The organism is Streptomyces sp. NPDC091371, from assembly GCF_040684275.1.
GTDB lineage: Bacteria > Actinomycetota > Actinomycetes > Streptomycetales > Streptomycetaceae > Streptomyces.
The window spans coordinates 197,081-220,049 of record NZ_JBFBFP010000005.1 but is presented as its reverse complement, the minus strand read 5'-3'; the positions used below and the strand labels follow the sequence as shown (position 1 = coordinate 220,049).

Here is a 22,969-nt window from a genome sequence, read left to right as displayed (position 1 = left end):
CGGGGCTCTCGCCGTGGCGACACCAGGACTGACCGAAATCAGTCCCTCATGCAGTCATGCAGTCGTGCGGTCACTCGGGAGATCAGTGGTGGCCGTGGCCGGACTGGATCTCCTTGTACTCCTCAACCGTGGGCTTCGGAATCTGGTTGTTCTCCGCGTAGAAGCCCTTGCTGAGCTTCGCGCGAAGCTTCTCCATGGCCTTCACCTTGCGCTCGACACCGTTCTCGTCGACCGTCGGGCCGATCTCGACCGGCTTGTACTGCTCGTGCGCGGTGAGCGTGTGCAGGCGGCCCTGCGGCAGCGGCTCGTGGACCTCGACGAACTCACCGTGCGGCAGGCGCTTGATGATGCCGGTCTCGCGACCGTGCAGCACCTTGTCGTGGTCCCGGCGCTGGAGGCCGAGGCAGATCCGCTTGGTGACGATGAAGGCGACGACCGGGACGACGAAGAAGCCGATCCGGACGAACCAGGTGATCGAGTTGATCGACAGGTGGAAGTACTGGGCGAACATGTCGTTGCCGCCGCCGATGAGCAGTACGACGTACTCGGCGAGCCAGGCGACACCGAAGGCCGTACGGGTCGGGACGTTGCGCGGGCGGTCCAGGATGTGGTGCTCGCGCTTGTCACCGGTGACCCAGGCCTCGATGAACGGCCAGGCGGCGATCGAGCACAGCACCAGCGGGAAGAGCAGCAGCGGGATGAACACGCCCAGGACGAGCGTGTGGCCCCACAGGTTGATCTCCCAGCCCGGCATGGCTCGGATCAGGCCTTCCGGCATACCCATGTACCAGTCGGGCTGCGCACCGGTGGACACGTGGTCCGGCCGGTACGGGCCGAGCGCCCAGATCGGGTTGATCGAGGCGATGGCCGCGACGGCCGCGACGACACCGAAGACCAGGAAGAAGAAGCCTCCGGCCTTGGCCATGTAGACCGGCAGCAGCGGCATGCCGACGACGTTGTTGTTCGTCTTGCCGGGGCCCGCGAACTGGGTGTGCTTGTGGTAGAAGACCAGGATCAGGTGGGCCACCAGCAGGCCCATCATGATGCCGGGCAGCAGCAGGATGTGGATCGAGTAGAACCGTGCGACGAAGTCGCCGCCCGGGAACTCTCCGCCGAAGAGGAAGAACGACAGGTACGTGCCGATGACCGGCACGGACAGGATCGCGCCCTCCATGAAGCGGACACCGGTACCCGACAGCAGGTCGTCCGGCAGCGAGTAACCGGTGAAACCGGTGAACATGCCGAGGAACAGCAGCAGGAAGCCGAAGATCCAGTTGACCTCACGCGGCTTGCGGAACGCGCCGGTGAAGAAGACGCGCATCATGTGCACGACCATCGCCGCGACGAAGATCAGCGCCGCCCAGTGGTGGATCTGACGGATCAGCAGACCACCGCGGACGTCGAAGCTGATGTCGAGCGTCGAGGCGAAGGCCTCGGACATCAGGACGCCCTGCATCGGCACGTACGAGCCGTGGTACACGACCTCGTTCATGCTCGGGTGGAAGAACAGCGTCAGGTACACACCCGTGAGGATGATGATGATGAAGGTGTAAAGGCAGATCTCACCCAGCATGAAGGACCAGTGGTCCGGGAAGATCTTCCGCATGTTCGACTTGGCCAGGCTGTAGATGCCCAGGCGGCCGTCGAAGTAGTCGGCCACGCGCTCGCCGGCAGGCGCTTTGCGCGCCTTCGTGTCAGTGGTCGCAGTACTCATCCGCGCTCCCAGAATGCAGGACCGACGGGCTCTTCGAAGTCGCCGAGCGCCTCGAGGAAGCCTTCGTCATTCACGCCGATCCGCAGCTGCGGAAGCGCGTGACCGGCCGGGCCGAAGATGACACGGGCGCCGTCGGAGAGGTCGAAGGTGGACTGGTGGCACGGGCAGAGCACGTGGTGCGTCTGCTGCTCGTACAGGCTGATCGGGCAGCCGACGTGGGTGCAGATCTTGGAGTAGGCCACGATCCCGTCGTGGGACCACTCCAGCTCCTGCTTGTCCTTGATGTCCTCCGGCTTGATGCGGACGATCATCAGGGCGGCCTTGGCGATCTGGACCTGGAAGTCGTGCTGCTCCTCCTCCAGGCCTTCCGGCATGGCGAAGGTCAGCGAACCGACCAGCACGTCCTCGGGACGCAGCGGCTCCATCGTGTTCTGGTTGATGAGCAGCTTGCCCTTGGCCCACACGGTCTTGCGCAGGCTGTCCTCGGGCAGCGGGCCCGTGTCGCGCAGGAGCATCACGGCGGAGAGCGGCATCAGGGCCAGCGCGCCCAGCATCGTGTTGCGGATCAGCGGACGGCGGCCGATGGCGGACTCGTTCGCACCGTCGGCGAAGTCCTGCAGGACCTTGGCCTTGACCTCCGGCGAAGCGGCGATCTCGTGGCGCTCGTCGGCGACCTCGACGTCGGACATCAGGGTGCGGGCCCAGTGGACCGCGCCCGCGCCGATGCAGAAGAGGGCCGCGCCCAGGGTCATGCCCAGGGCGAAGTTGAGCGCGCTCACCTTCCCGATGGGGAAGATGTACACGATCTTGTCGACCGGGATCGCCACGTACGCGACGATGAAGGCGATCGTGGCCAGCATCGACAGCGTGAACAGCAGCGCGACGGTGCGCTCGGAGCGCCTCGCCGCCCGCTCGTCGATGTCCTGGATGCGCGGCTTGTGGACCGGGAGGCCCGGGTCCGCGAACGGGTCGTCCGCGACCGCTACGCCGGCGTGGTGGGCGTCGCCCTGCTCGCTCGGCAGGTGCTTCTCTTCGGGAATGTCTTGGCTACTCATGACTTCTTGGCCTTAGCGGTGTGGGCCGCGACCCAGACGGCGACAGCGATCAGCGCACCCAGAGCGAAGATCCAGCCGAAGAGACCCTCGGAGACGGGGCCGAGGCCACCGAGCTTCAGGCCGCCAGGGCTGACCGACTTCTCGCCGTTCACGTTCTGGATGTACGCGATGATGTCCTTCTTCTCCTTCTCCGGCATGGTGCTGTCGGGGAAGGAGGGCATGTTCTGCGGGCCGGTGAGCATGGCCTCGTAGATGTGCTTCGGCTCGACGCCCTCGAGGTTCGGGGCGTACTTGCCGTTCGTCAGCGCGCCGCCCTCGCCGGTGAAGTTGTGGCACTGCGCGCAGTTGTTGCGGAACAGCTCACCACCCTTGGCGATGTCGGCGCCCTTCGGGTCGTACTGCTTCTCGGTCGGCGTGATCGGGCCGGCGCCGAGGGACGCGATGTACGCGGCCAGCTGGTCGATCTGGGCCTGGGTGTAGATGTTGGGCTTCTTCGGCACCTGGGCGCCGGGCTGCTGGGCGGGCATGCGGCCCGTGCTCACCTGGAAGTCGACGGCCGCGGAGCCGACGCCGACCAGGCTGGGGCCGTCAGTGGAACCCTGACCGCCGGTTCCGTGGCAGCTTGCGCAGCCCACGGCGTAGAGCTTCTTGCCCTCCTCGATGGCGAGGGACTGGGCGGTTTCATCGGCCTGCGCCTTGCCCGCGGGGGCGAAGGCGGCGTACAGCCCCCCAGTGGCCGCCAGCGCGAGGAGTAGAACGACGACCGCCGCCAGCGGATGGCGTCGTCGTGCGGAGAGCTTTTTCACGGATTACCCCGGTGTCAGGATCTTCTGCGTCGGTGTTTCTGGATGGTGTGCCGGGTCGGGCCCGGTGACGTGTTCGCTACTTGATCAGGTAGATCGTCGCGAAGAGGCCGATCCAGACGACATCGACGAAGTGCCAGTAGTAGGACACGACGATGGCCGACGTGGCCTGTTCGTGGGTGAACCTCTTGGCCGCGTACGTCCGGCCGAGGACCAGCAGGAAGGCGATGAGACCGCCTGTCACGTGCAGACCGTGGAAGCCGGTGGTCAGGTAGAACACCGAGCCGTACGGGTCTGACGAGAGGCTCAGGCCCTCGTGCTTGACCAGCTCGGTGTACTCGAACACCTGGCCGCCAATGAAGATCGCACCCATGACGAACGTGATGATGAACCACGTCCGGAGCTTCTTCACGTCACCGCGCTCGGCGGCGAATACGCCGAGCTGGCAGGTGAGCGAGGAGAGCACCAGGATCGTCGTGTTCGTCGCCGAGAAGGGAAGGTTCAGGTAATCGGCCTGATGCTTCCAGAACTCGGCGCCTGTCACGGATCGCAGGGTGAAGTACATCGCGAAGAGGGCCGCGAAGAACATCAGCTCGGAACTCAACCAGATGATGGTTCCGACGCTGACGAGGTTCGGCCGGTTGACCGTCGGGTGCGCGTGCCCGGTATCTACTGTCGTTGCTGTCGCCACGACCGACATTATGTCGGTCGCTTATCCCGCCCTCACCCCGGGGGGTGCCGTTCGGAGTGTCAGGGGCGTGTGCAAGGCCCGAACGGCCCATCAGATGGCCCTCGCGGGGGCCCACGTGCGACATCTCCGAACCGATGTTGACAGCGCACCGGGAGGAGTAGCATCCCGCGCAACATCAACGTGATTCACGGGACACGTGGAGGAACGAAATGCGGGCGACTGCGCGGGTTCTGGTCTACAGCGACGACGCGGGCACCCGGGAGCAGGTGCGGCTGGCGGCGGGGCGCCGGCCGGCCGCGGACCTGCCGCCGGTGGAGTTCGTGGAGTGCGCGACGCTTCCGGCGGTCCTGACGGAACTGGACGCGGGCGGCGTCGACGTGTGCGTGCTGGACGGCGAGGCGGTTCCGGCCGGGGGCATGGGTGTGTGCCGGCAGATCAAGGACGAGATCTTCCGGTGTCCGCCGGTGCTGCTGCTGATGGGGCGCCCGCAGGACGCCTGGCTGGCCACGTGGAGCCGTGCGGACGCGGCGGTGACCCTGCCGGTGGACCCGGTGGAGTTCCCCGACGCCCTGGCGGGCCTGCTGCGCTCCCGGCTGTCCCTGGACGCCTGACGGTCCGACAGGCCGTCTCCGGGGCCCTGGGGGCCCCGGAGGCTGCGCGGGCGCGGGGAGGCGCATGGGGCCTCAGACGGTCGGTCGCAGGCGTGCCTGGTCGATCGGGCTGCGGCCTTCCTGGGTGCCCTTGAGGAGGGCGCTGCCCTGCCGCCAGTCCTTCCAGTCCATGTTCCAGTCGCCGAAGCCGTTGCCGAAGATGTCCATGTCGTCGCCGATGCTGTTGATCACCTTGACGATGTCGCCCTCGGTGATGTTCTCGTAGAACCAGGCGGCGTTGCCGGTGCTCATGCCGGTGCAGCCGTGGCTCACGTTCTCGTAGCCCTGGGAGCCGACGGACCACGGCGCGGCGTGCACGTATTCACCGCTCCACGTCACCCGGGTGGCGTAGTAGACGGGAAGGTTGTAGTACTCGCTGCCGCCGATGCCGACGGTGTCGCCGCGCATCTGGACGAAGTACTGCTTGCCGAGCACCACCTTGACCCCGTTGCGGGTGGAGAAGCCGGGCTTCCCGGTGGTCACCGGAATGGTGTTGATCACTTCTCCGTTGCGCCGGAACGTGAGGTAGTGGGAGGAGGCGTCGGTGGTGACCTCGACGCGGTCGCCGATCTCCAGCTTCAGCGGCTTGGCCGCGGCCCCGTAGAGGTGGTCGGAGACGCGGACGCCTTCCAGGTTGCTCCGTACGGAGACCGTGGTGTTGGCCGGCCAGTACTCCTTGGGGCGGTAGTGCAGCCTCTTGTCGTCGACCCAGTGCCAGGCGCCTTCCACGCCCGCCGGGGCGTCGACGACCAGGCCCCTCTCGACGACGGCGCGGGCCGCCTTCTCCTTGACGGGTTCGCTGAGTTCGGCCGTCAGGGGCTGTCCGACGCCGTACTTGCCCGCGTCCGGGCCGAATTCGACCTTGAGGACGCCTTTGGCCGGGGTGGTGTCGAACGTGGCCGTACGCCGCCCCTGGGCCCCCTTCCCGTTCTCCGTGCTCACGGTGACGGTGTAGCGGACGCCCGCGGCCATCGGGACGGTGTTGTGCCAGCGGTCCCCCTTGGCGGACAGCTCGCCCGCCAGGCGGCGGCCGTGGGTGTCCACGACCGTCACGTCGGTGATGCGGGCCTCGTCCCCCTTCGTGGTGACTTCCAGGGGCTTGTCGGGGTCCACGGGGCGGCTGCCGACGGTCTGGTTGAAGGCGACCTGATCGCCCGCGTCGTACGGGCGCGCGGACAGCGGGTTGCCATCGCCGGACCCGCAGGCGGTGGCGCCGGCCCCGAGGGACGCGACCAGCAGGGAGCAGCTGAGTACCGTCCAAAGACGCGGTGAGTGCTTCATGCGGCCAACGCTATGAAGATATGACAATTACGGCGCGCGGGGTGACTGCAAACGAGGGGCCCGGACTCCTCCATTGGAGGTGTCCGGGCCCCAAGTGCCACGCGGCGCTGCCGCGCGGGTGTTGCTACTGGTTCTGGTTCTCACCGCGGTAGTACTCGTACACCCAGCCCCACAGGCCGATCACGAGGATCGGGGCGGAGAAGTACAGGAGCCACCAGCCGAAGATGACGGCCATGAAGGCGAAGGCGCCACCGACCGCCAGCGAGAGCGGCTGCCAGCTGTGCGGGGAGAAGAACCCCAGCTCGCCCGCCTCGTCGGCGACGTCGGCCTCCAGGTTGTCCTGGGCCATCTCGTCCACGCGCTTGGCCGTGAAGGCCAGGTAGTAGCCGATCATGACGCTCAGGCCGAAGGCCAGGAAGAGCGCGGTGGTGCCGACGGGCTCCTTCGACCACACGCCGTACACGACGGCCATGATCAGGATGAAGAAGGAGAGCCAGAGGAACAGCTTGCCCTGGATCTTCACTTGCCGGCCTCCTTGCTGCCACCGGTGACGGCCTTGGAACCGGCGTGGTCCTCAAGGTGGTCGAGGGCCGCGATCTCCGGGTGGTGCAGGTCGAACGCCGGGGACTCGGAACGGATCCGCGGCAGGGTGAGGAAGTTGTGCCGCGGCGGCGGGCAGGAGGTCGCCCACTCGAGCGAACGGCCGTAGCCCCACGGGTCGTCGACCTCGATCTTCTTGCCGTACTTGGCGGTCTTCCAGACGTTGTACATGAACGGAAGCATCGACAGGCCGAGCAGGAAGGAGCTGATCGTCGAGATCGTGTTCAGCAGGGTGAAGCCGTCGGCGGCGAGGTAGTCCGCGTAGCGACGCGGCATGCCCTCGGCACCGAGCCAGTGCTGCACCAGGAACGTGCCGTGGAAGCCCACGAACAGCGTCCAGAAGGTGATCTTGCCGAGGCGCTCGTCCAGCATCTTGCCCGTGAACTTCGGCCACCAGAAGTGGAAGCCGGAGAACATCGCGAAGACCACGGTGCCGAAGATGACGTAGTGGAAGTGCGCGACGACGAAGTACGAGTCGGAGACGTGGAAGTCCAGCGGGGGCGAGGCCAGGATGACGCCGGTCAGGCCACCGAAGGTGAAGGTGACCAGGAAGCCGACGGCCCAGAGCATCGGGGTCTCGAAGGACAGCGAGCCCTTCCACATGGTGCCGATCCAGTTGAAGAACTTCACACCGGTCGGTACCGCGATCAGGAAGGTCATGAAGGAGAAGAACGGCAGCAGCACACCGCCGGTGACGTACATGTGGTGCGCCCACACGGTCACCGAGAGGCCGGCGATCGCGATCGTCGCCGCGATCAGACCGATGTAACCGAACATCGGCTTGCGGGAGAAGACCGGGATGACCTCGGAGATGATGCCGAAGAACGGCAGCGCGATGATGTACACCTCTGGGTGCCCGAAGAACCAGAAGAGGTGCTGCCACAGCAGGGCGCCGCCATTGGCCGCGTCGAAGACGTGCGAGCCGAACTTGCGGTCGGCCTCCAGCGCGAAGAGCGCGGCGGCCAGCACCGGGAAGGCGAGCAGGACCAGGACACCGGTCAGCAGCACGTTCCAGGTGAAGATCGGCATGCGGAACATCGTCATGCCCGGAGCGCGCATGCAGATGATCGTGGTGATGAAGTTGACCGAGCCGAGGATCGTGCCGAAGCCGGAGAAGGCCAGACCCATGATCCACATGTCCGCGCCGATGCCCGGCGAGCGGACCGCGTCGGTCAGCGGCGAGTAGGCGAACCAGCCGAAGTCGGCCGCACCCTGCGGGGTGAGGAAGCCGGCCACCGCGATGATCGAGCCGAAGAGGTACAGCCAGTACGCGAACATGTTCAGCCGCGGGAACGCCACGTCGGGCGCGCCGATCTGCAGCGGCATGATCCAGTTCGCGAAACCGGCGAACAGCGGCGTCGCGAACATCAGCAGCATGATCGTGCCGTGCATCGTGAACGCCTGGTTGAACTGCTCGTTCGACATGATCTGCGTGCCCGGGCGGGCCAGCTCGGCGCGCATGAACAGAGCCATGACGCCGCCGATGATGAAGAACACGAACGACGTGAGCAGGTACATCGTGCCGATGGTCTTGTGGTCGGTGGTGGTGAGCCACTTCACGACCACGTTGCCCGGCTGCTTGCGCCGTACCGGCAGCTCGTTCTCGTACGAGTCAGCTGCGGCGGCACCCTGGGATTCGTTGAGGATGCTCACAGTTTGTTCGTCTCCGCGTTCCGGGCCGGGTCGGTCTGCTTGATGCCGGCCGGGAGGAAGCCGGTCTGACCCTTCTCCGCCAGCTCCTTCAGGTGCGCCTGGTAGCGCTCCGGGGAGACCACCTTGACGTTGAAGAGCATCCGGGAGTGGTCGACGCCGCAGAGCTCGGCACACTTGCCCATGAAAGTGCCTTCTTCGGTCGGGGTGACCTCGAAGACGTTGGTGTGGCCCGGGATGACGTCCTGCTTGAACAGGAAGGGGACCACCCAGAAGGAGTGGATGACGTCATTGGACGACAGGATGAAGCGGACCTTCTCGCCCTTGGGGAGCCAGAGGGTCGGACCCGGGTTGCCCGTCTGCGGGTTCCGGTCGCTGGGGACGCCCTTGGTGTAGACACCTTCGGCGCCCGCCGGGAACTGCTTGGTGAAGCGGTCCGGGATGGAGGCGAGCTCCTTGGGAACCGCTCCCGCCTTCGGGGTGGCCGGGTCTCCATCGACGTTCTCGATGTAGTTGAAGCCCCAGCTCCACTGGTAGCCGACCACATTGATGGTGTGCTGCGGCTTGGAGAGCGCCAGCAGCTTCGACTCGTCACGCGCGGTGAAGTAGAAGAACACCGAGACGATGATGAGCGGGACCACCGTGTACAGCGCCTCGATGGGCATGTTGTACCGGGTCTGCGGGGGGACCTCCACCTTCGTCCGGCTGCGCCGGTGGAAGATGACGGACCACATGATCAGGCCCCAGACCAGGATGCCCGTGATGAGCGCGGCCGCCCAGGATCCCTGCCACAGGGAGAGGATGCGCGGCGCCTCCTCGGTTACCGGAGTCGGCATTCCGAGGCGGGGAAAGTCTTGCCAGTTAAGCGAGCAACCAGTGGCGGTCGCCAGGACCACGCCCGCAGTCAGCGCCTGCAGCAGCTTCCGCCGCATCGGGCGCCGCGGCGAGCGGTCGGAGCCGTAGGGACTCACGTAGCGCCTTCCCGAGAGTCTCGGCCCGCGCGGCCGGCCGCGGCCGTGTTCGGGTCGGTCGCCGGCCCTGACGCAGGCAGGGGTTTGGATGTTTATGCGGACCAAACCCTACTGGACGCTATTTGAGGTCGCGCGGGGAGGGTGCCCAACGCGCCGCCAGGGCCCCCGAAGGGATGGATCCGCCGTACGGGGGACGGGTCCAACACCCCTGAATGGCGGGCTCCGGAAGCCATCTGACGGCCCCTGACCTCGGCGGCTGCCGGGCTCCGGTTAGCGTGCCCGTATGCCGTACTTCGACAGCGCGTCCGCCGCGCCCCTGCACCCCGTGGCACGCCAGGCCTTGCAGGCCTCCCTCGACGACGGCTGGGCCGATCCGGCCCGGTTGTACCGGGAGGGTAGGAAGGCCCGGCTGCTGCTGGACGCGGCGCGGGAGGCGGCCGCGGAGGCGGTGGGATGCCGCGCGGACGAGCTCGTGTTCACTCCTTCGGGGACGCACGCGGTTCACGCGGGGGTCTCGGGGGCCCTCGCGGGGCGCCGGCGTGTCGGGAACGGGCTGGTCGTGTCCGCGGTCGAACACAGTTCTGTACTCCACGCGGCCGAGGTGCACGCGGCGAACGGCGGTGCGGTGGCGGAGGTCCCCGTGGACCGGTTCGGCGCGGTGTCCCCCGCCGGGTACGCGGACGCGCTGGGCCCGTCGACCGCGCTGGCCTGCCTGCAGTCGGCCAACCACGAGGTGGGCACGGTCCAGCCGGTGGCGGAGGTCGCGGAGGTCTGCGGCGCGGCCGGGGTGCCGCTCCTCGTCGACGCGGCGCAGTCGCTGGGCTGGGGTCCGGTGGAGGGCGCCTGGTCGGTGCTCGCGGCGAGCGCGCACAAATGGGGCGGGCCGCCGGGGGTGGGGCTGCTCGCGGTCCGCAAGGGGGTCCGCTTCTCGCCCCAAGGCCCGGCGGACGAACGGGAGTCGGGCCGTTCGCCCGGCTTCGTGAACCTCCCCGCGGTCGTGGCGGCGGCGGCCTCGCTGCGGGCCGTGCGGGCCGAGGCGGAGGCGGAGGCGGCCCGGCTGCGGATCCTGGTGGACCGCATCCGGCGGCGGGTGGTCCGGCTGGTGCCGGACGTGGAGGTGGTGGGCCACCCCGACGCCCGCCTCCCCCACCTGGTCACCTTCTCCTGCCTGTACGTCGACGGGGAGACGCTGCTGCACGAGCTGGACCGGGCGGGCTTCTCGGTCAATTCGGGCTCCTCGTGCACCAGCTCCACGCTGACCCCGAGTCATGTGCTGCGGGCGATGGGGGTGCTGTCGGAGGGGAACGTACGGGTCTCGCTCCCGCCGGGCACGCCGGCGGAGGAGGTCAACGCGTTCCTGGAGGTACTGCCGGGCGCGGTGGCGGACGTACGGAAGCAGTTGGGCGTGTCGGAGCCGCCCGCGGTGGCGCCGGTGGCGGACTCCGTCGAGCTCGACGCGCTGGGGCTGCGCTGCCCGCAGCCGGTGATCGAACTGGCCCGGGCCATTCACAGGGTGCCGGTGGGGGGCACGGTGACGGTCGTCTCCGACGACGAGGTGGCGCGGCTGGACATCCCGGCGTGGTGCGGGATGCGGGGGCACGCGTACGTGGGGGAATCGCCCCGCCCGGTGGGCGTGGCGTACACCGTCCGCCGCCTGCACTGACCCGCGGCCCGCGTACTGGGGCTGCGCCCCAGACCCCGCGCCTCAAACGCCGGAGGGGCTGGAACCCCCGGCCTCGCCGGCGTTTGAGGCGCGGGGGTCCGGGGGCGGCGCCCCCGTGCGGCGGCGCCGCAGACGAGGGCACGGGAGCAACCCCGCAGGGGGTCAGGCGGAGAGGTGGGCCTGGACCTCGGCCGCGGCCTCGTCGCCGTACGCCTTCGTGAAGCGCTCCATGAAGTGCGCCCGCGCGAGCGTGTACTCCTGGGTGCCCAGGGTCTCGATGACCAGGGTCGCCAGCATGCAGCCCACCTGCGCGGCGCGCTCGAGGCCGACGCCCCACGCCAGCCCCGTGAGGAACCCGGCGCGGAACGCGTCGCCGACGCCCGTCGGGTCGACCTTCGCGTTCTCCTCGGGGCAGCCGACGACGATCGGCTCCGCCCCGACCCGCTCGATCCGCACGCCCTGCGAGCCCAGCGTGGTGACCCGGGTGCCGACCTTGGCCAGGATCTCCGCGTCCGTCCAGCCCGACTTCGACTCGATGAGGCCCTTCTCGTACTCGTTCGAGAAGAGGTACGTCGCGCCCTCCATCAGGGTGCGGATGTTCTCGCCGTCCATGCGGGCGATCTGCTGCGAGAAGTCGGCGGCGAAGGGGATCCCCCGCGTCCGGCACTCCTCCGTGTGGCGCAGCATCGCCTCGGGGTCGTCCGCGCCGATGAGGACCAGGTCGAGCCCGCCCACGCGGTCGGCGACCGACTTCAGCTCGATCAGGCGGGCCTCGCTCATCGCGCCCGTGTAGAAGGAGCCGATCTGGTTGTGGTCGACGTCCGTGGTGCACACGAAGCGCGCGGTGTGCAGCACCTCGGAGATGCGGACGGACTCGGTGTCGACGCCGTGCCGGTCCAGCCAGGCGCGGTACTCGTCGAAGTCGTAGCCGGCGGCCCCGACCAGGATCGGGCGGCTGCCGAGCTGCCCCATGCCGAAGCAGATGTTCGGGCCGACGCCGCCCCGCCGGACGTCGAGGTTGTCGACGAGGAAGGAGAGGGAGACCGTGTGGAGCTGGTCCGCGACGAGCTGGTCGGCGAAACGGCCCGGGAAGGTCATGAGGTGGTCGGTGGCGATGGAGCCGGTGACTGCGATGCGCACGGCGTGGACGCTCCTGCGGAGGACGGCAAGGGGGACATTCAAAACTACCCGGTAAGCGAGGCCGAGCCGAACGCACGAAACTACCCCGTAGTAGGTCTTTCTTCGCGCGATCGGCGGTGCCTACGGTGCCTGCATGACCTACACCGACGGTTTCGGCTACTCCGAGTACACCGCCGAGCGCCCCGGCGCGGAAGGCCCGCGTCAGCCAGGTTTCGCCGGCCTGCTGGGCGACTGCGCCCGCATGGCCCCGCACTGGGCGGTTCCCGCGGGCCCGCGGCCGGTGCGGGTGGCGCCCTCGCAGATCCACGGGATCAGCGTCCCGGCGGCCTCGGCGCGGCTGATCGCCTCCACCGCGGCGTACGGGGACCAGTAGGACCGGGAGGGAACCGGTTCCGCTTCTGCTTCGTCACACCCGCATCAGGCAGGTGGGACGGGTGAAGGAGCGATGCGGTGACCAGCGAAGAACCCGACACGGCCGGTACGGCCGACGCAGCGGAAACATCACGCGGCACGCGTCGTCGGCCCGGCTGGGCCGTCGGCTCGATCGCGGCCGCCGTGCTGCTGGTCGGCGGCGGGACCGCGTACTGGGGGTCCACGGCGTACGGCGACGCCTCCCGGAGCGAAGCGGCGGCCGCGCCCCGTGGCGCCGGTGAGCCGACGGGGCCGGGCATCGCGCCCGGGGAGCCCGACCCGTCGGGCGGCCCGGTGGTGTACCGGGCCGACGTCAAGCTCCCGGAGGGCCCGGCAACGGCGCCCACCTTCGCCGCGTCCGGGGACGTCGCCTCGGCGGAGGTGGCCCGGCTCGCGGCGGCCCTCGGCATCCAGGGCTCCCCGCGGCTGACCGGGGAGCTCTGGCTGGCCGGTGAGGCCGCGGACGGCTCGGGGCCGCTGCTCACCGTGAACCTCAAGGCTCCCGGCACGTGGCAGTTCAACCGCTTCCAGCGGGGCGGGGACGGCACCGGCAACGGCGCCGGGGACAACTGCGTGCGCGGCAAGGACACCTGCGGCCCGGCCACCCTCCCGGAGGGCGCGGGCGCCCCGGGGAACGCCGGCACCCCGGCGCCGGGCAAGCCGGTGTCGGAAGAGGCCGCGAAGGCCGCCGCGGGCCCGGTCCTGGTGGCCGCGGGCCTGGAGGGCACCCGGCCCGACGCGCGGCTCGTCCAGGGCTCGGTGCGCGTGGTGACGGCCGACCCGGCGTTCGGCGGGCTGCCCACGCAGGGCTGGTCGACCAGGGTGAGCGTCGCCGCCGACGGCTCGGTGGTGGCGGGCAGCGGCGAGCTGAAGGCCCCCGTACGGGCGGCCGAGCAGCCGGTGGTCGGGGCCGTGGAGGCGCTGGCCCGGCTGAACGCGCGGTCGAGCGGCCAGGAGGGCACCGGCCCCGGTCCCAGCGGCTGCGCGACCTCCGTCCCGCTGGATCCGGACACCGCGGTAGGGGCCACGGACACGCCGCCGTGCAACCCGGACCCCCGGCCGATGAAGCCGCCGCGCACGGAGACGGTCGAGGGCGCCGTGCTCGGCCTGGTGCCGGGGACGGTGGACGGGGCTCGCGGCCTGGTCCCGGCCTGGCTCTTCGAGGTGGCGGGCCAGGGCGGCGCGCCCGGGCACTCGGTGGCCGAGCCGGCCGCGGCGCAGGCTCCCCCCGGGACCACTCCCGGCGGCAAGGGCGGTCACGCCGTGCCCGGGTTCTCGTATGCGGAGGCGGACCGGAAGCTGACCGTGAACTTCTGGGGCAGCGTCTGCAGCACGTACGCGCTGGAGGCGCGGGAGTCCGCCGATTCGGTGCTGGTGAAGATCACGGACACCCCGAACCAGCCCGGCCAGGCCTGCATCATGCTCGCGCAGGAGATGTCCGTCACGGCCACGCTCGAGCAGCCGCTGGGCGCGCGGAAGGTGCTCGACGCGACCACGGGCAAGCCGCTCCCCCGGCAGTAGCCCCGTGGCCCCGTGGCCCCGTGGCCCCGGGCATACGGCGAGGGCCCGCCACCGGTCGGATGCGACCGGTGGCGGGCCCTCGTTCGTACGCGGTGCGCGTCGTCCAGGTTTAGCTGAACGAGTCGCCGCAGGCGCAGGAGCCCGTGGCGTTCGGGTTGTCGATCGTGAAGCCCTGCTTCTCGATGGTGTCGACGAAGTCGATGGAGGCGCCGTGGAGGTACGGGGAGCTCATCCGGTCCGTGACGACCTTCACGCCGTCGAAGTCCTTCACGACGTCGCCGTCGAGCGAGCGCTCGTCGAAGAAGAGCTGGTAGCGCAGGCCGGAGCAGCCGCCGGGCTGGACGGCGACGCGGAGCGCCAGGTCATCGCGGCCTTCCTGCTCCAGCAGGGTCCTGACCTTCTCGGCGGCGGCGTCGGACAGGAGGATGCCGTCGCTCACAGTGGTCTTGTCGTCCTGTACGGACATCTGCATTCACTCCCGAAGTGGGCGGCTCCCCGCCGGAACGGGGAAACGTCGGACTCTTGCCGTCGGTGGCAACGAGCGGGACCGCGGATTCATTCCGGGACCCGACGCTTGTTTCAGATATTCATGCTCGCACACCGCGCGGGGGCGGACCCTAGCGGACGGGATGGATCCGCGGGCTGATGCGTCACATTGACACTATCGGCATCGTCAAACTGACATGAAGCGGTTATGATAGATAGCGTCATATAGACGAGAAGCCGAAGCGATCTTCCAGAAGTCCCTTGTCGCAGAACAGAAAGGGTGCGTGTCGTGACCACCGCCCAGCCTTTGGACGTCCAGCCGACGCCCCTTGCCCTGCTGCTGCTCGGCCGTGAGGCCGACCCCAAGAGCGAGCGCGGGGTGGAGTGCCCTGGCGACCTGCCCTCGCCGTCCGACCCGGACCTCGTGGCGCGCGCCCGCGCGGCCAAGGAGAAGCTCGGCGACAAGGTCTTCATCCTCGGCCACCACTACCAGCGTGACGAGGTCATCGAGTTCGCCGACGTCACCGGCGACTCCTTCAAGCTGGCCAAGGACGCGGCCGCCAAGCCGGAGGCCGAGTACATCGTCTTCTGCGGCGTGCACTTCATGGCCGAATCCGCGGACATCCTGACCTCGGACGACCAGAAGGTGGTCCTGCCGGACCTGGCCGCCGGCTGCTCGATGGCCGACATGGCCACCGCCGAGCAGGTCGCGGAGTGCTGGGACGTGCTGACCGAGGCCGGCATCGCCGGTTCGACCGTCCCCGTCTCGTACATGAACTCCTCCGCCGACATCAAGGCCTTCACCGGCAAGCACGGCGGCACGATCTGCACGTCCTCCAACGCGAAGAAGGCTCTGGAGTGGGCCTTCGAGCAGGGCGAGAAGGTGCTCTTCCTCCCGGACCAGCACCTGGGCCGCAACACCGCCGTCCGCGACATGGGCATGTCGCTGGACGACTGCGTGCTCTACAACCCGCACAAGCCGAACGGCGGCCTGACCGTCGAGGAGCTGCGGAACGCCAAGATGATCCTGTGGCGCGGCCACTGCTCGGTGCACGGCCGGTTCTCGGTCGACTCCGTCAACGACGTGCGCGCCCGGATCCCCGGCGTGAACGTCCTGGTGCACCCCGAGTGCAAGCACGAGGTCGTCGCGGCGGCGGACTACGTCGGCTCGACGGAGTACATCATCAAGGCGCTGGAGGCGGCCCCGGCCGGCTCCAAGTGGGCCATCGGCACGGAGCTGAACCTGGTCCGCCGCCTGGCGAACCGTTTCGCCGCGGAGGACAAGGAGGTCGTCTTCCTCGACAAGACGGTCTGCTTCTGCTCGACGATGAACCGCATCGACCTCCCCCACCTGGTGTGGACCCTGGAGTCCCTGGCCGAGGGCAACCTCGTCAACCAGATCCAGGTCGACAAGGAGACGGAGAGCTTCGCGAAGCTCGCGCTGGAGCGGATGCTCGCGCTGCCGTAGCCGACGGGCCGGATCGTTGGAAGGGGCACCCCTCGGGGTGCCCCTTTTGTTTAACCTCCCCGGTACGGAGGGGAGTTGACCGCCATGACGCGCTACATCGAGGTACTGGCCGACGCAGGTCCGGACGCCGACGGGCAGGAGCAGGCCGAGGCCCGGGCCGAGCTGGTGGCGGCCCTGGAGGAGCTCGGCGTGGACGAGGTCCGCGTACGGGAACTACCCGCGCCGCCCGGTGCCAAGTCCGGTGGCCTCGGCACCGCCGAAATCCTGGTCGCCGTCGTGCCGTCGCTGTTCGCCTCGGTGGTCGCGGCCTTCGACTCCTGGGCCCAGTGGGCGGCCTCGCGGCGGGTGCGGGTGAAGTTCGGGGAGGACGAGTTCGAGGCCTCCCAGCTGAGCCCCGAGCAGCGGCAGGCGCTGGTGGACCACTTCATCGCCCGGACCACGAGGGTTCAGGAGCCGCCCAGTGGCGGTGCGTGAGGCGCTGGTCGTCGCCACCTCCTCGTACAAGGACACCCGGCTGAACCAGCTGAACTCGCCCGGCCTGGACGCGATGAGCCTCTCCGAGGTGCTCAGCGACCCCGGCATCGGCGACTACGCGGTCCGGCCGCTCATCGACCAGCCGGCGCATGTCGTGCAGCAAGAGATCGAGCGCTTCTTCAAACGTCGCAAGCCGGACGACCAGCTGCTGCTGTACATGTCCTGCCACGGCATCAAGGACTCGACGCTCCAGCTGTACTTCGCCGCTGCCAACACCAACCGGGACCTGCTCGACTCGACCTCCGTCCCGGCGGTCTTCCTCAACGGCCAGCTGATCCGCTGCGCGTCACGCAAGATCCTGGTGCTGCTGGACTGCTGCTACAGCGGGGCATTCAAGCCGGGCGGCACGAAGTCGGCGGACACGGAGGTGCACCTGCTGGAGGAGTTCAAGGACACCGGGGTCGCGGTGATCACGGCCACGGACGCCCTCCAGCAGGCCTGGGAGGGCGACGGCCCGGTCACCGACACGGGAGAGGGGCAGCTGTCCGTCTTCACAGCGGCGGCAGTGGAGGGGCTGCGCTCGGGCCGGGCGGACCGGGACGGCGACGGCTGGGTCTCGGTCGAGGACCTGTACGGATATGTCCGCGAGGAGATGCTGGCCCGCGATGCCCGGCAGAACCCGCTGCGCTGGATCTTGGGCGGCCAGGGCACGTTGAAGGTGGCCCGCCGGGCCGACGCCGGCTCGGCGCCGCTGCCCCTTCCCCGGCCGCTGCCCACCCTGGGCAGCCCGGCCGTGGAGATCCTCGGCGCCGTCTCGGCCGCCGCCGCGGCGCTGCGCCGGACCCTGGGACCGATCCCGCGGAAGGTCCTCCTCACCGGCCCGGACGGGACACCGTACGGCAGCACCGACACCCGGGAGATCGTCGCGGCCCTGCCCACCGGGATCGGCCACGCGGCGATCGGGACCGGCCTCGTCCGCGATCTCGTGGCCGACCAGTACGCGCGGACCCAGGACGGCACCGCGACGGCGGTGGTGCTCTTCGAGGCAGTCCTACGGGGTCTCCAGCCGGCGCTGGCCCGGGGAGCCCATCCGACGGTGCTCGTCAGAGTGGTCTCAGTCGTCCTGGAAAAGGCGCGCGCGATCCTCTTCAACCTCGTCCGGGACTGGACGACCACTGCACAAGACCTCGTCCTGGCCATGCAGGCGCGGGTTTCGGACTCCTGGATACTGAAAACCGTGCTCGAAGCCTTGACCGGCACCGGCACCGGCTTCGGCTGCCCCGACGGGGGCTACATCGCCATCGCACCGTCCGCCGGGCGCGACATCACCTGCCACATCTCCGAGGGCTGCATCCTGGGCTCCGCCCACCTCTCGCGCCATCTCGTCCCCGACGAAGTGACGGGACAGAGCGTGCTGCGCGAGGCCCATGTGCTGCTGTGTGCGGAACGCGTCTCCTCGGCAGCCGACGCTCGGGCCGCCGGGTCGCTCGCGACGCTCGGCGGACGGCCCCTTCTCGTCGTGGCCGCCGGATTCGGCGAGGACGCCCTGGACGCTTTCGCGGCGCACACTCCTGAGATCGGCCCCATCTGCGTCCCCGTACCCCTGCCGGATTCCGTCCCGTACTGTCCCGGGTCCGACCCGTACTGGCTCGCGCTCCAGCCCGGCATCGTGTCGCTCTTCACGGGTGCCCGCGTCTTCCAGCAGGCCCAGGGGATACGGACGGCCACCCCACAGGACCTCGGCACCGCCCGGCGGGCGGTGGTCGCCCCACACCTCACGGCCCTGGTCGGTGGCGGCGGGGACGCCGACCTCCACGCCGCTCACATCGAGCGCCTCAAGATCGAGCACCGCGAGGCAAGCCGATACACCGTTCTCTCGCCCCACCTGCTGGCGGGCCGCGTCGCGGAGATCGCAGTGGGCGGCACGGACGAAACGGCAACCCGGCGGTCCATCTCGCAGGTGCAGCAGGCTCTGCGCGTGGGGATCGCGGCACAGCAGCGAGGCATCCTCCCCGGTGGGGCCGCCGCGCTGGCGGTGGCGGGGCACCGGCTCGGCGCGACGGTCGGCCTGCCAGAGCACGAGGCCACGACGGCATTGCTGCGGGCGCTCGACCAGCCCCTGTTCGCCCTGGCCGAGAACCACGGCGCGCAGGACCCCGGGGCCCTGATCGCACGGATCCACCGGGACTGGCCCGATGCCACCTACGACGCGGAGGACGGCATCACCACAACGCCTGTTCTGGCCTATTCCTGGATACCCACGGTGGACGTCTTGGCGATCGTCCGCTCCGTCGAAGCCTCCGTACTGACCTACCTGTCGCTGATCTGAGCCGTACGCACGCCGAAGGGGCGCCCCATGCGGACAAGGCGCCCCTTCGGGTCGGTCGGCCCGGTCAGACGCGGGCCGGGGAACCCTCGTCCGACGGCTGCGACGGGTTCGGGACCACCGTGAGGCGGGCCGTCTTCTTCGCGCGGCGGCGCTCCTTGCGCAGTTCCACCATCGTGTAGAGCGTCGGCACCAGGAGCAGCGTCAGCAGGGTCGAGGTGACCAGGCCGCCGATCACCACGACGGCGAGGGGCTGCGAGATGAAGCCGCCCTCGCCGGTGACGCCCAGGGCCATCGGGAGCAGCGCGAAGATCGTCGCGAGGGCCGTCATCAGGATCGGGCGCAGTCGGTGCCGGCCGCCCTCGACGACGGCTTCGACGACGCCGAGGCCCTGCGCCCGGTACTGGTTGACCAGGTCGATCAGGACGATCGCGTTGGTCACGACGATGCCGATGAGCATCAGCATGCCGATCATCGCGGGGACGCCCATCGGCGTGCCGGTGACGAGGAGCAGGCCGATCGCGCCGGTCGCCGCGAACGGGATGGAGACCAGCAGGATCAGAGGCTGGACCAGCGAGCGGAAGGTCGCGACCAGCAGCATGAAGACGATCGCGATGGCCGCGAACATGGCCAGGCCCAGCGAGGCGAAGGCCTCGTCCTGGTCCTCGGAGACGCCGCCGATGGAAGCGGTGGCGCCCTCCGGCAGCTTCAGGGCCTTGATCTTCGTCTGGAGGTCGGAGCTGACCGCGCCGGTGTTGTCGCCCACCGGCCGCGCGGTGATGGTGGCGGCGCGGGCGCCGTCGATCCGGGTCATCGCGACCGGGCCGGGGACCTCCTTGACCTCGGCGATGTCACCGAGCTTGAGGGGGCCGACGGGGAGGGCCCGCAGCTGGGCCAGGGTGGTGGCCGGCTGCGCGGACCTGATGACGATGTCCCGCTCGGTGTCGTCCAGTACGGCCTTGCCCGCCGGGTTGCCCCGTACGGCCTGCGCGACGATCCCGCCGAGCGCGGCCTGGTTCAGGCCGGCCTCGGCCGTCCGGGGGGTGGCGGTCACCGAGATGCGGGGCACGGACTGGGAAAGGTCGCTCTGCACGTCGGTGACGTTCTTGAGGGTGGCCACCTCGGCGCGGACCTGCTCGGCGGCCTTCGCGAGGACCCCGGCGTCCCCGGCCTTGACGACCACGCTGAGGTTCTGGTTGCCGAAGCCGTCGCCCGCGGCGATCCGGGTCTCGCCGATGCCGTCGAGGGCGGCGAGCTTGCCCTCGATCTGCTTCTTGACGGTCTCCGCCTTGCCGGAGTCCTTCAGGGAGACCTGGTACGAGGCCTGGTTGGAGCCCGTGCCGCCGCCGAAGGCCGCGAGGAAGCCGGAGGAGCCGACGGTGACCTGGTGGCTCTTGACGCCGTCGACCGAGGCGAGCACCTGCTCGATCTTGCGGCTCGCCTCGTCGGTGGCGGCCAGGGAGGTGCCGGGGGCCAGTTCCTGCTTGACCGTCAGGACCTCCTGCTCGCCCTGGTCGAAGAAGTTGGTCTTGAGCAGCGGGGTCATGCCGAAGGTGCCGACGAGGACGACGACCGCGATGGCCACGCTCGTCAGGCGGCGGCGGGTGGCGAAGCCCAGGACCCGTACGTAGAGGCGCTGGAGCCTGCTGCGGGCCTCCTTCTCCTCGGCCTCGCGGCGGGCCCGTTCCGGATCCTCCGCCGTGCCCTTGGGTGCCTTGAGGAACCAGTACGACAGCACCGGCACGACCGTCAGCGAGACGAGCAGCGAGGCCAGCAGGGCCGCGGTGACGGTGAGCGAGAAGGAGCCGAACAGCTCGCCGATCATGCCGCCGACCAGGCCGATCGGCAGGAAGACGGCGACGGTGGTGAGCGTGGAGGAGGTGACCGCGCCGGCCACCTCCTTGACCGCGGTGATGATGGCGCTCTCGCGCTCCTCGCCGTAGCCGAGGTGGCGCTTGATGTTCTCCAGGACCACGATCGAGTCGTCGACGACACGGCCGATGGCGATGGTGAGCGCGCCCAGCGTCAGCATGTTCAGCGACAGGTCGCGGGTCCAGAGCACGATCAGCGCGAGGACGACGGACAGCGGGATGGAGACCGCGGTGACCAGCGTCGAGCGCAGCGAGGCCAGGAACACCAGGATCACGATCACCGCGAAGAGCAGGCCGAGCATGCCCTCGGTGGTGAGGCTGGAGATGGACTTGGCGACGGCCGGGCCCTGGTCGCTGACGACGGTGAGCTCGGCGCCCGCGCCGAGGGTGGAGCGCAGCTCGGGCAGCTTGTCCTTGACGGCGTCGGAGATGGCGACGGCGCTGCCGTCCTTGTCCATGGTCAGGACGAGGGCGAGGCTCGGCTTGCCGTTGGTGCGGGTGAGGGAGACGGCCTTGGCGGGCTCCTGCTTCACGGTGGCGACGTCGCCGAGGCGCACCGCCGGCTTGCCCGGGCCGGGGCTGAGGCGCAGGTCCTCGACCTGGGCGAGGGAGGTGTAGCCGGTGCCGACGCGGACGGTCCGGTTCTTGCCCGCCTCGTCGAAGGAGCCGGCGGGGACGGTCGCGCCGCCCGCCTGGAGGCCCTGGGCGAGGGAGGCGCCGTCGAGGCCGGCTGCCGCGAGCTTCGCGTCGTCGGGGGTGACGGTGACCTGGAGGTCCTGGACGCCGTCGACGGTGACCTGGCCGACGCCGTCGATGTCCGACAGGACGGGGACGACGGAACGTTCCAGCTGGTCGGCGAGGGCCTGCTGGTCCTTGTCGGAGGTGACGGCGAGGATGACGGTGGGGATGTCGTCGGTGGAGCCGGCCACCACCTGCGGGTCCACCTCGGCGGGCAGCCGGACCCGGGCCCGGTTGACGGCCTGCTGGACGTCGGCGACGAGCTGCTTGGTGCCGCTGTCGCCGTAGTCGAAGGTGGCCATGATGAGGGCGTTGCCCTCGCTGGCGGTGGAGGTGATGCCGGTGATTCCGTCGACGCCCTTGAGCATGGCCTCGATCGGTTCGACGACCTGCTTCTCCACCACGTCGGGCGAGGCGCCCTGGTACGGCGCGAGCACGGACACCATCGGCAGTTCGATGGACGGCAGCAGCTGCTGCTTGAGCTGCGGGATGGCGATGGCGCCGAAGAGGAGCGCGACGAGCGACACGAGGCCGATCAACGCCCTTTGGGCAAGGCTGAAGCGGGACAGCCAGGACATGGGTGTGGGATCTCTCTGCAGTGGCGAACGCGAGGGCGTTCCCAGCCTGTCCCGTGATCCGGGCGCGTTGCGTCGCTCCCAGGTCCCGTCCTTATGTGCGGCATACCGCGTCCGCAGTACGCCGTACTACTGCGCCGCGTACGCCGCTACTCCGCGCGGGGCCGGACCAGTCCCGATTCGTAGGCAATGACCACCAATTGGGCGCGGTCGCGGGCGCCGAGCTTGGCCATGGCCCGGTTCACGTGGGTCTTGACGGTGAGCGGGCTGACCTCCAGCCGGCCGGCGATCCCGTCGTTGGACAGCCCGGCGGCCACGTGTACGAGGACCTCGCGCTCGCGGACGGTCAGTGCGGCGAGCCGCTCCGCGTGCGTGCCGGCCGAGGCCGCGGCGGCGGACGGGTCGGCGCCGCCGCCCTGGGCGAGGAAGGTGGCGATGAGCCCCTTGGTGGCGGCCGGGGAGAGCAGGGCCTCGCCGGCGGCGGCCACCCGGATCGCGTTGAGCAGCTCCTCGGGCTCGGCGCCCTTGCCGAGGAACCCGGAGGCACCGGCCCGCAGCGCCTGGACCACGTACTCGTCGACCTCGAAGGTCGTGAGCATCACCACGCGCACGGCGGCGAGTTCCGGGTCCGCGCTGATCATGCGGGTGGCGGCGAGTCCGTCGGTGCCGGGCATCCGGATGTCCATGAGCACGACGTCGGCGCGGGTCTCGCGGGCGAGCGCGAAGGCCTGCGCCCCGTCGGAGGCCTCCCCCACGACGTGCATGTCGGGCTCGGAGTCGACGAGCACCTTGAAGGCGGAGCGCAGCAGCGCCTGGTCGTCGGCGAGCAGCACCCTGATCGGCGCGGTGGCGGTCGGCTGCGTCGGAGTGTGGTCCACGGG

19 protein-coding genes are annotated in these 22,969 nt (G+C 69.7%); 7 read left to right on the top strand and 12 right to left on the bottom strand.

All coding sequences use genetic code 11. From position 1 onward, the window contains the following. Positions 1–82: 82 nt before the first annotated feature. The 4 genes from AB0O21_RS09300 to AB0O21_RS09285 form a co-directional block, all read right to left on the bottom strand. Positions 83–1,714 (bottom strand): ubiquinol-cytochrome c reductase cytochrome b subunit, encoded by a 1,632-nt coding sequence (locus AB0O21_RS09300; protein ID WP_365168217.1) that lies wholly within the window; start codon positions 1,712–1,714, stop codon positions 83–85. Beyond that, positions 1,711–2,769 carry a Rieske 2Fe-2S domain-containing protein gene (locus AB0O21_RS09295; RefSeq protein WP_365168215.1) on the bottom strand — a complete coding sequence of 353 codons (1,059 nt, stop codon included), beginning with the start codon at positions 2,767–2,769 and terminating at the stop codon, positions 1,711–1,713. The genes AB0O21_RS09300 and AB0O21_RS09295 overlap by 4 nt, the downstream gene beginning before the upstream one ends. Beyond that, a complete protein-coding gene (locus AB0O21_RS09290; protein WP_365168213.1) occupies positions 2,766–3,575 on the bottom strand; it encodes a c-type cytochrome in 810 nt (269 codons plus the stop codon). Before AB0O21_RS09290 ends, AB0O21_RS09295 begins: the two co-directional genes overlap by 4 nt. 76 nt (positions 3,576–3,651) lie before the next feature. Further along, on the bottom strand, positions 3,652–4,272 hold the full coding sequence (locus AB0O21_RS09285; RefSeq protein WP_365168210.1) for a heme-copper oxidase subunit III: 621 nt from the start codon (positions 4,270–4,272) through the stop codon (positions 3,652–3,654). 200 nt (positions 4,273–4,472) lie between these two features. Here AB0O21_RS09285 and AB0O21_RS09280 point away from each other — a divergent pair, with 200 nt between their 5' ends. Further along, the gene (locus AB0O21_RS09280; protein WP_365168207.1) at positions 4,473–4,874 is read left to right on the top strand and encodes a hypothetical protein; all 402 of its coding nucleotides are present in this window, start codon (positions 4,473–4,475) and stop codon (positions 4,872–4,874) included. 72 nt (positions 4,875–4,946) lie between these two features. Here AB0O21_RS09280 and AB0O21_RS09275 read toward each other — a convergent pair whose 3' ends face one another. From AB0O21_RS09275 to coxB, 4 genes are all read right to left on the bottom strand, one after another. Further along, complete coding sequence (locus AB0O21_RS09275) at positions 4,947–6,194, bottom strand: Ig-like domain-containing protein (protein ID WP_365168205.1); 1,248 nt, start codon at positions 6,192–6,194, stop codon at positions 4,947–4,949. A 124-nt stretch (positions 6,195–6,318) separates the two neighbouring features. Beyond that, positions 6,319–6,717: a cytochrome c oxidase subunit 4 gene (locus tag AB0O21_RS09270; RefSeq protein WP_365168202.1), complete on the bottom strand. Its 399-nt coding sequence runs from the start codon at positions 6,715–6,717 to the stop codon at positions 6,319–6,321. Then, positions 6,714–8,447: a cytochrome c oxidase subunit I gene (gene ctaD / locus AB0O21_RS09265; RefSeq protein ID WP_365168200.1), complete on the bottom strand. Its 1,734-nt coding sequence runs from the start codon at positions 8,445–8,447 to the stop codon at positions 6,714–6,716. The genes AB0O21_RS09270 and ctaD overlap by 4 nt, the downstream gene beginning before the upstream one ends. Next, positions 8,444–9,415, bottom strand: coding sequence for a cytochrome c oxidase subunit II (gene coxB / locus AB0O21_RS09260; protein ID WP_365168197.1), 972 nt, complete (start codon positions 9,413–9,415; stop codon positions 8,444–8,446). The genes ctaD and coxB overlap by 4 nt, the downstream gene beginning before the upstream one ends. A gap of 283 nt (positions 9,416–9,698) precedes the next feature. Between coxB and AB0O21_RS09255 the strand changes: the two genes are divergently transcribed. Beyond that, entirely contained in the window at positions 9,699–11,078 is a 1,380-nt protein-coding gene (locus tag AB0O21_RS09255) for an aminotransferase class V-fold PLP-dependent enzyme (protein ID WP_365168194.1), read from the top strand. Between the two features lie 162 nt (positions 11,079–11,240). Here AB0O21_RS09255 and AB0O21_RS09250 read toward each other — a convergent pair whose 3' ends face one another. After that, positions 11,241–12,218, bottom strand: a complete 978-nt coding sequence (locus AB0O21_RS09250) for a carbohydrate kinase family protein (RefSeq protein WP_365168192.1) — start codon at positions 12,216–12,218, stop codon at positions 11,241–11,243. Positions 12,219–12,351: 133 nt separating this feature from the next. Here AB0O21_RS09250 and AB0O21_RS09245 point away from each other — a divergent pair, with 133 nt between their 5' ends. Further along, the gene (locus tag AB0O21_RS09245; protein WP_365168190.1) at positions 12,352–12,591 is read left to right on the top strand and encodes a hypothetical protein; all 240 of its coding nucleotides are present in this window, start codon (positions 12,352–12,354) and stop codon (positions 12,589–12,591) included. 77 nt (positions 12,592–12,668) lie between these two features. After that, positions 12,669–14,150 (top strand): hypothetical protein, encoded by a 1,482-nt coding sequence (locus AB0O21_RS09240; protein ID WP_365168188.1) that lies wholly within the window; start codon positions 12,669–12,671, stop codon positions 14,148–14,150. 109 nt (positions 14,151–14,259) lie between these two features. On the opposite strand, the gene erpA is transcribed toward AB0O21_RS09240, so the two are convergent. Continuing rightward, positions 14,260–14,616 carry an iron-sulfur cluster insertion protein ErpA gene (erpA, locus tag AB0O21_RS09235; protein WP_030010511.1) on the bottom strand — a complete coding sequence of 119 codons (357 nt, stop codon included), beginning with the start codon at positions 14,614–14,616 and terminating at the stop codon, positions 14,260–14,262. A gap of 300 nt (positions 14,617–14,916) precedes the next feature. Here erpA and nadA point away from each other — a divergent pair, with 300 nt between their 5' ends. The 3 genes from nadA to AB0O21_RS09220 all read left to right on the top strand — a co-directional run bounded on the left by nadA (position 14,917) and on the right by AB0O21_RS09220 (position 18,907). After that, complete coding sequence (nadA, locus tag AB0O21_RS09230; RefSeq protein WP_365168185.1) at positions 14,917–16,104, top strand: quinolinate synthase NadA; 1,188 nt, start codon at positions 14,917–14,919, stop codon at positions 16,102–16,104. Between the two features lie 84 nt (positions 16,105–16,188). Further along, entirely contained in the window at positions 16,189–16,578 is a 390-nt protein-coding gene (locus tag AB0O21_RS09225; protein WP_365168183.1) for a hypothetical protein, read from the top strand. After that, complete coding sequence (locus tag AB0O21_RS09220; protein WP_365168181.1) at positions 16,565–18,907, top strand: TCP-1/cpn60 chaperonin family protein; 2,343 nt, start codon at positions 16,565–16,567, stop codon at positions 18,905–18,907. The genes AB0O21_RS09225 and AB0O21_RS09220 overlap by 14 nt, the downstream gene beginning before the upstream one ends. Before the next feature lie 64 nt (positions 18,908–18,971). On the opposite strand, the gene AB0O21_RS09215 is transcribed toward AB0O21_RS09220, so the two are convergent. Together AB0O21_RS09215 and AB0O21_RS09210 are read right to left on the bottom strand one after the other, a co-directional pair. After that, positions 18,972–22,091 (bottom strand): efflux RND transporter permease subunit, encoded by a 3,120-nt coding sequence (locus AB0O21_RS09215; protein WP_365168178.1) that lies wholly within the window; start codon positions 22,089–22,091, stop codon positions 18,972–18,974. Between the two features lie 146 nt (positions 22,092–22,237). After that, the gene (locus AB0O21_RS09210) at positions 22,238–22,966 is read right to left on the bottom strand and encodes a response regulator transcription factor (RefSeq protein WP_365168176.1); all 729 of its coding nucleotides are present in this window, start codon (positions 22,964–22,966) and stop codon (positions 22,238–22,240) included. Positions 22,967–22,969 lie beyond the last annotated feature (3 nt).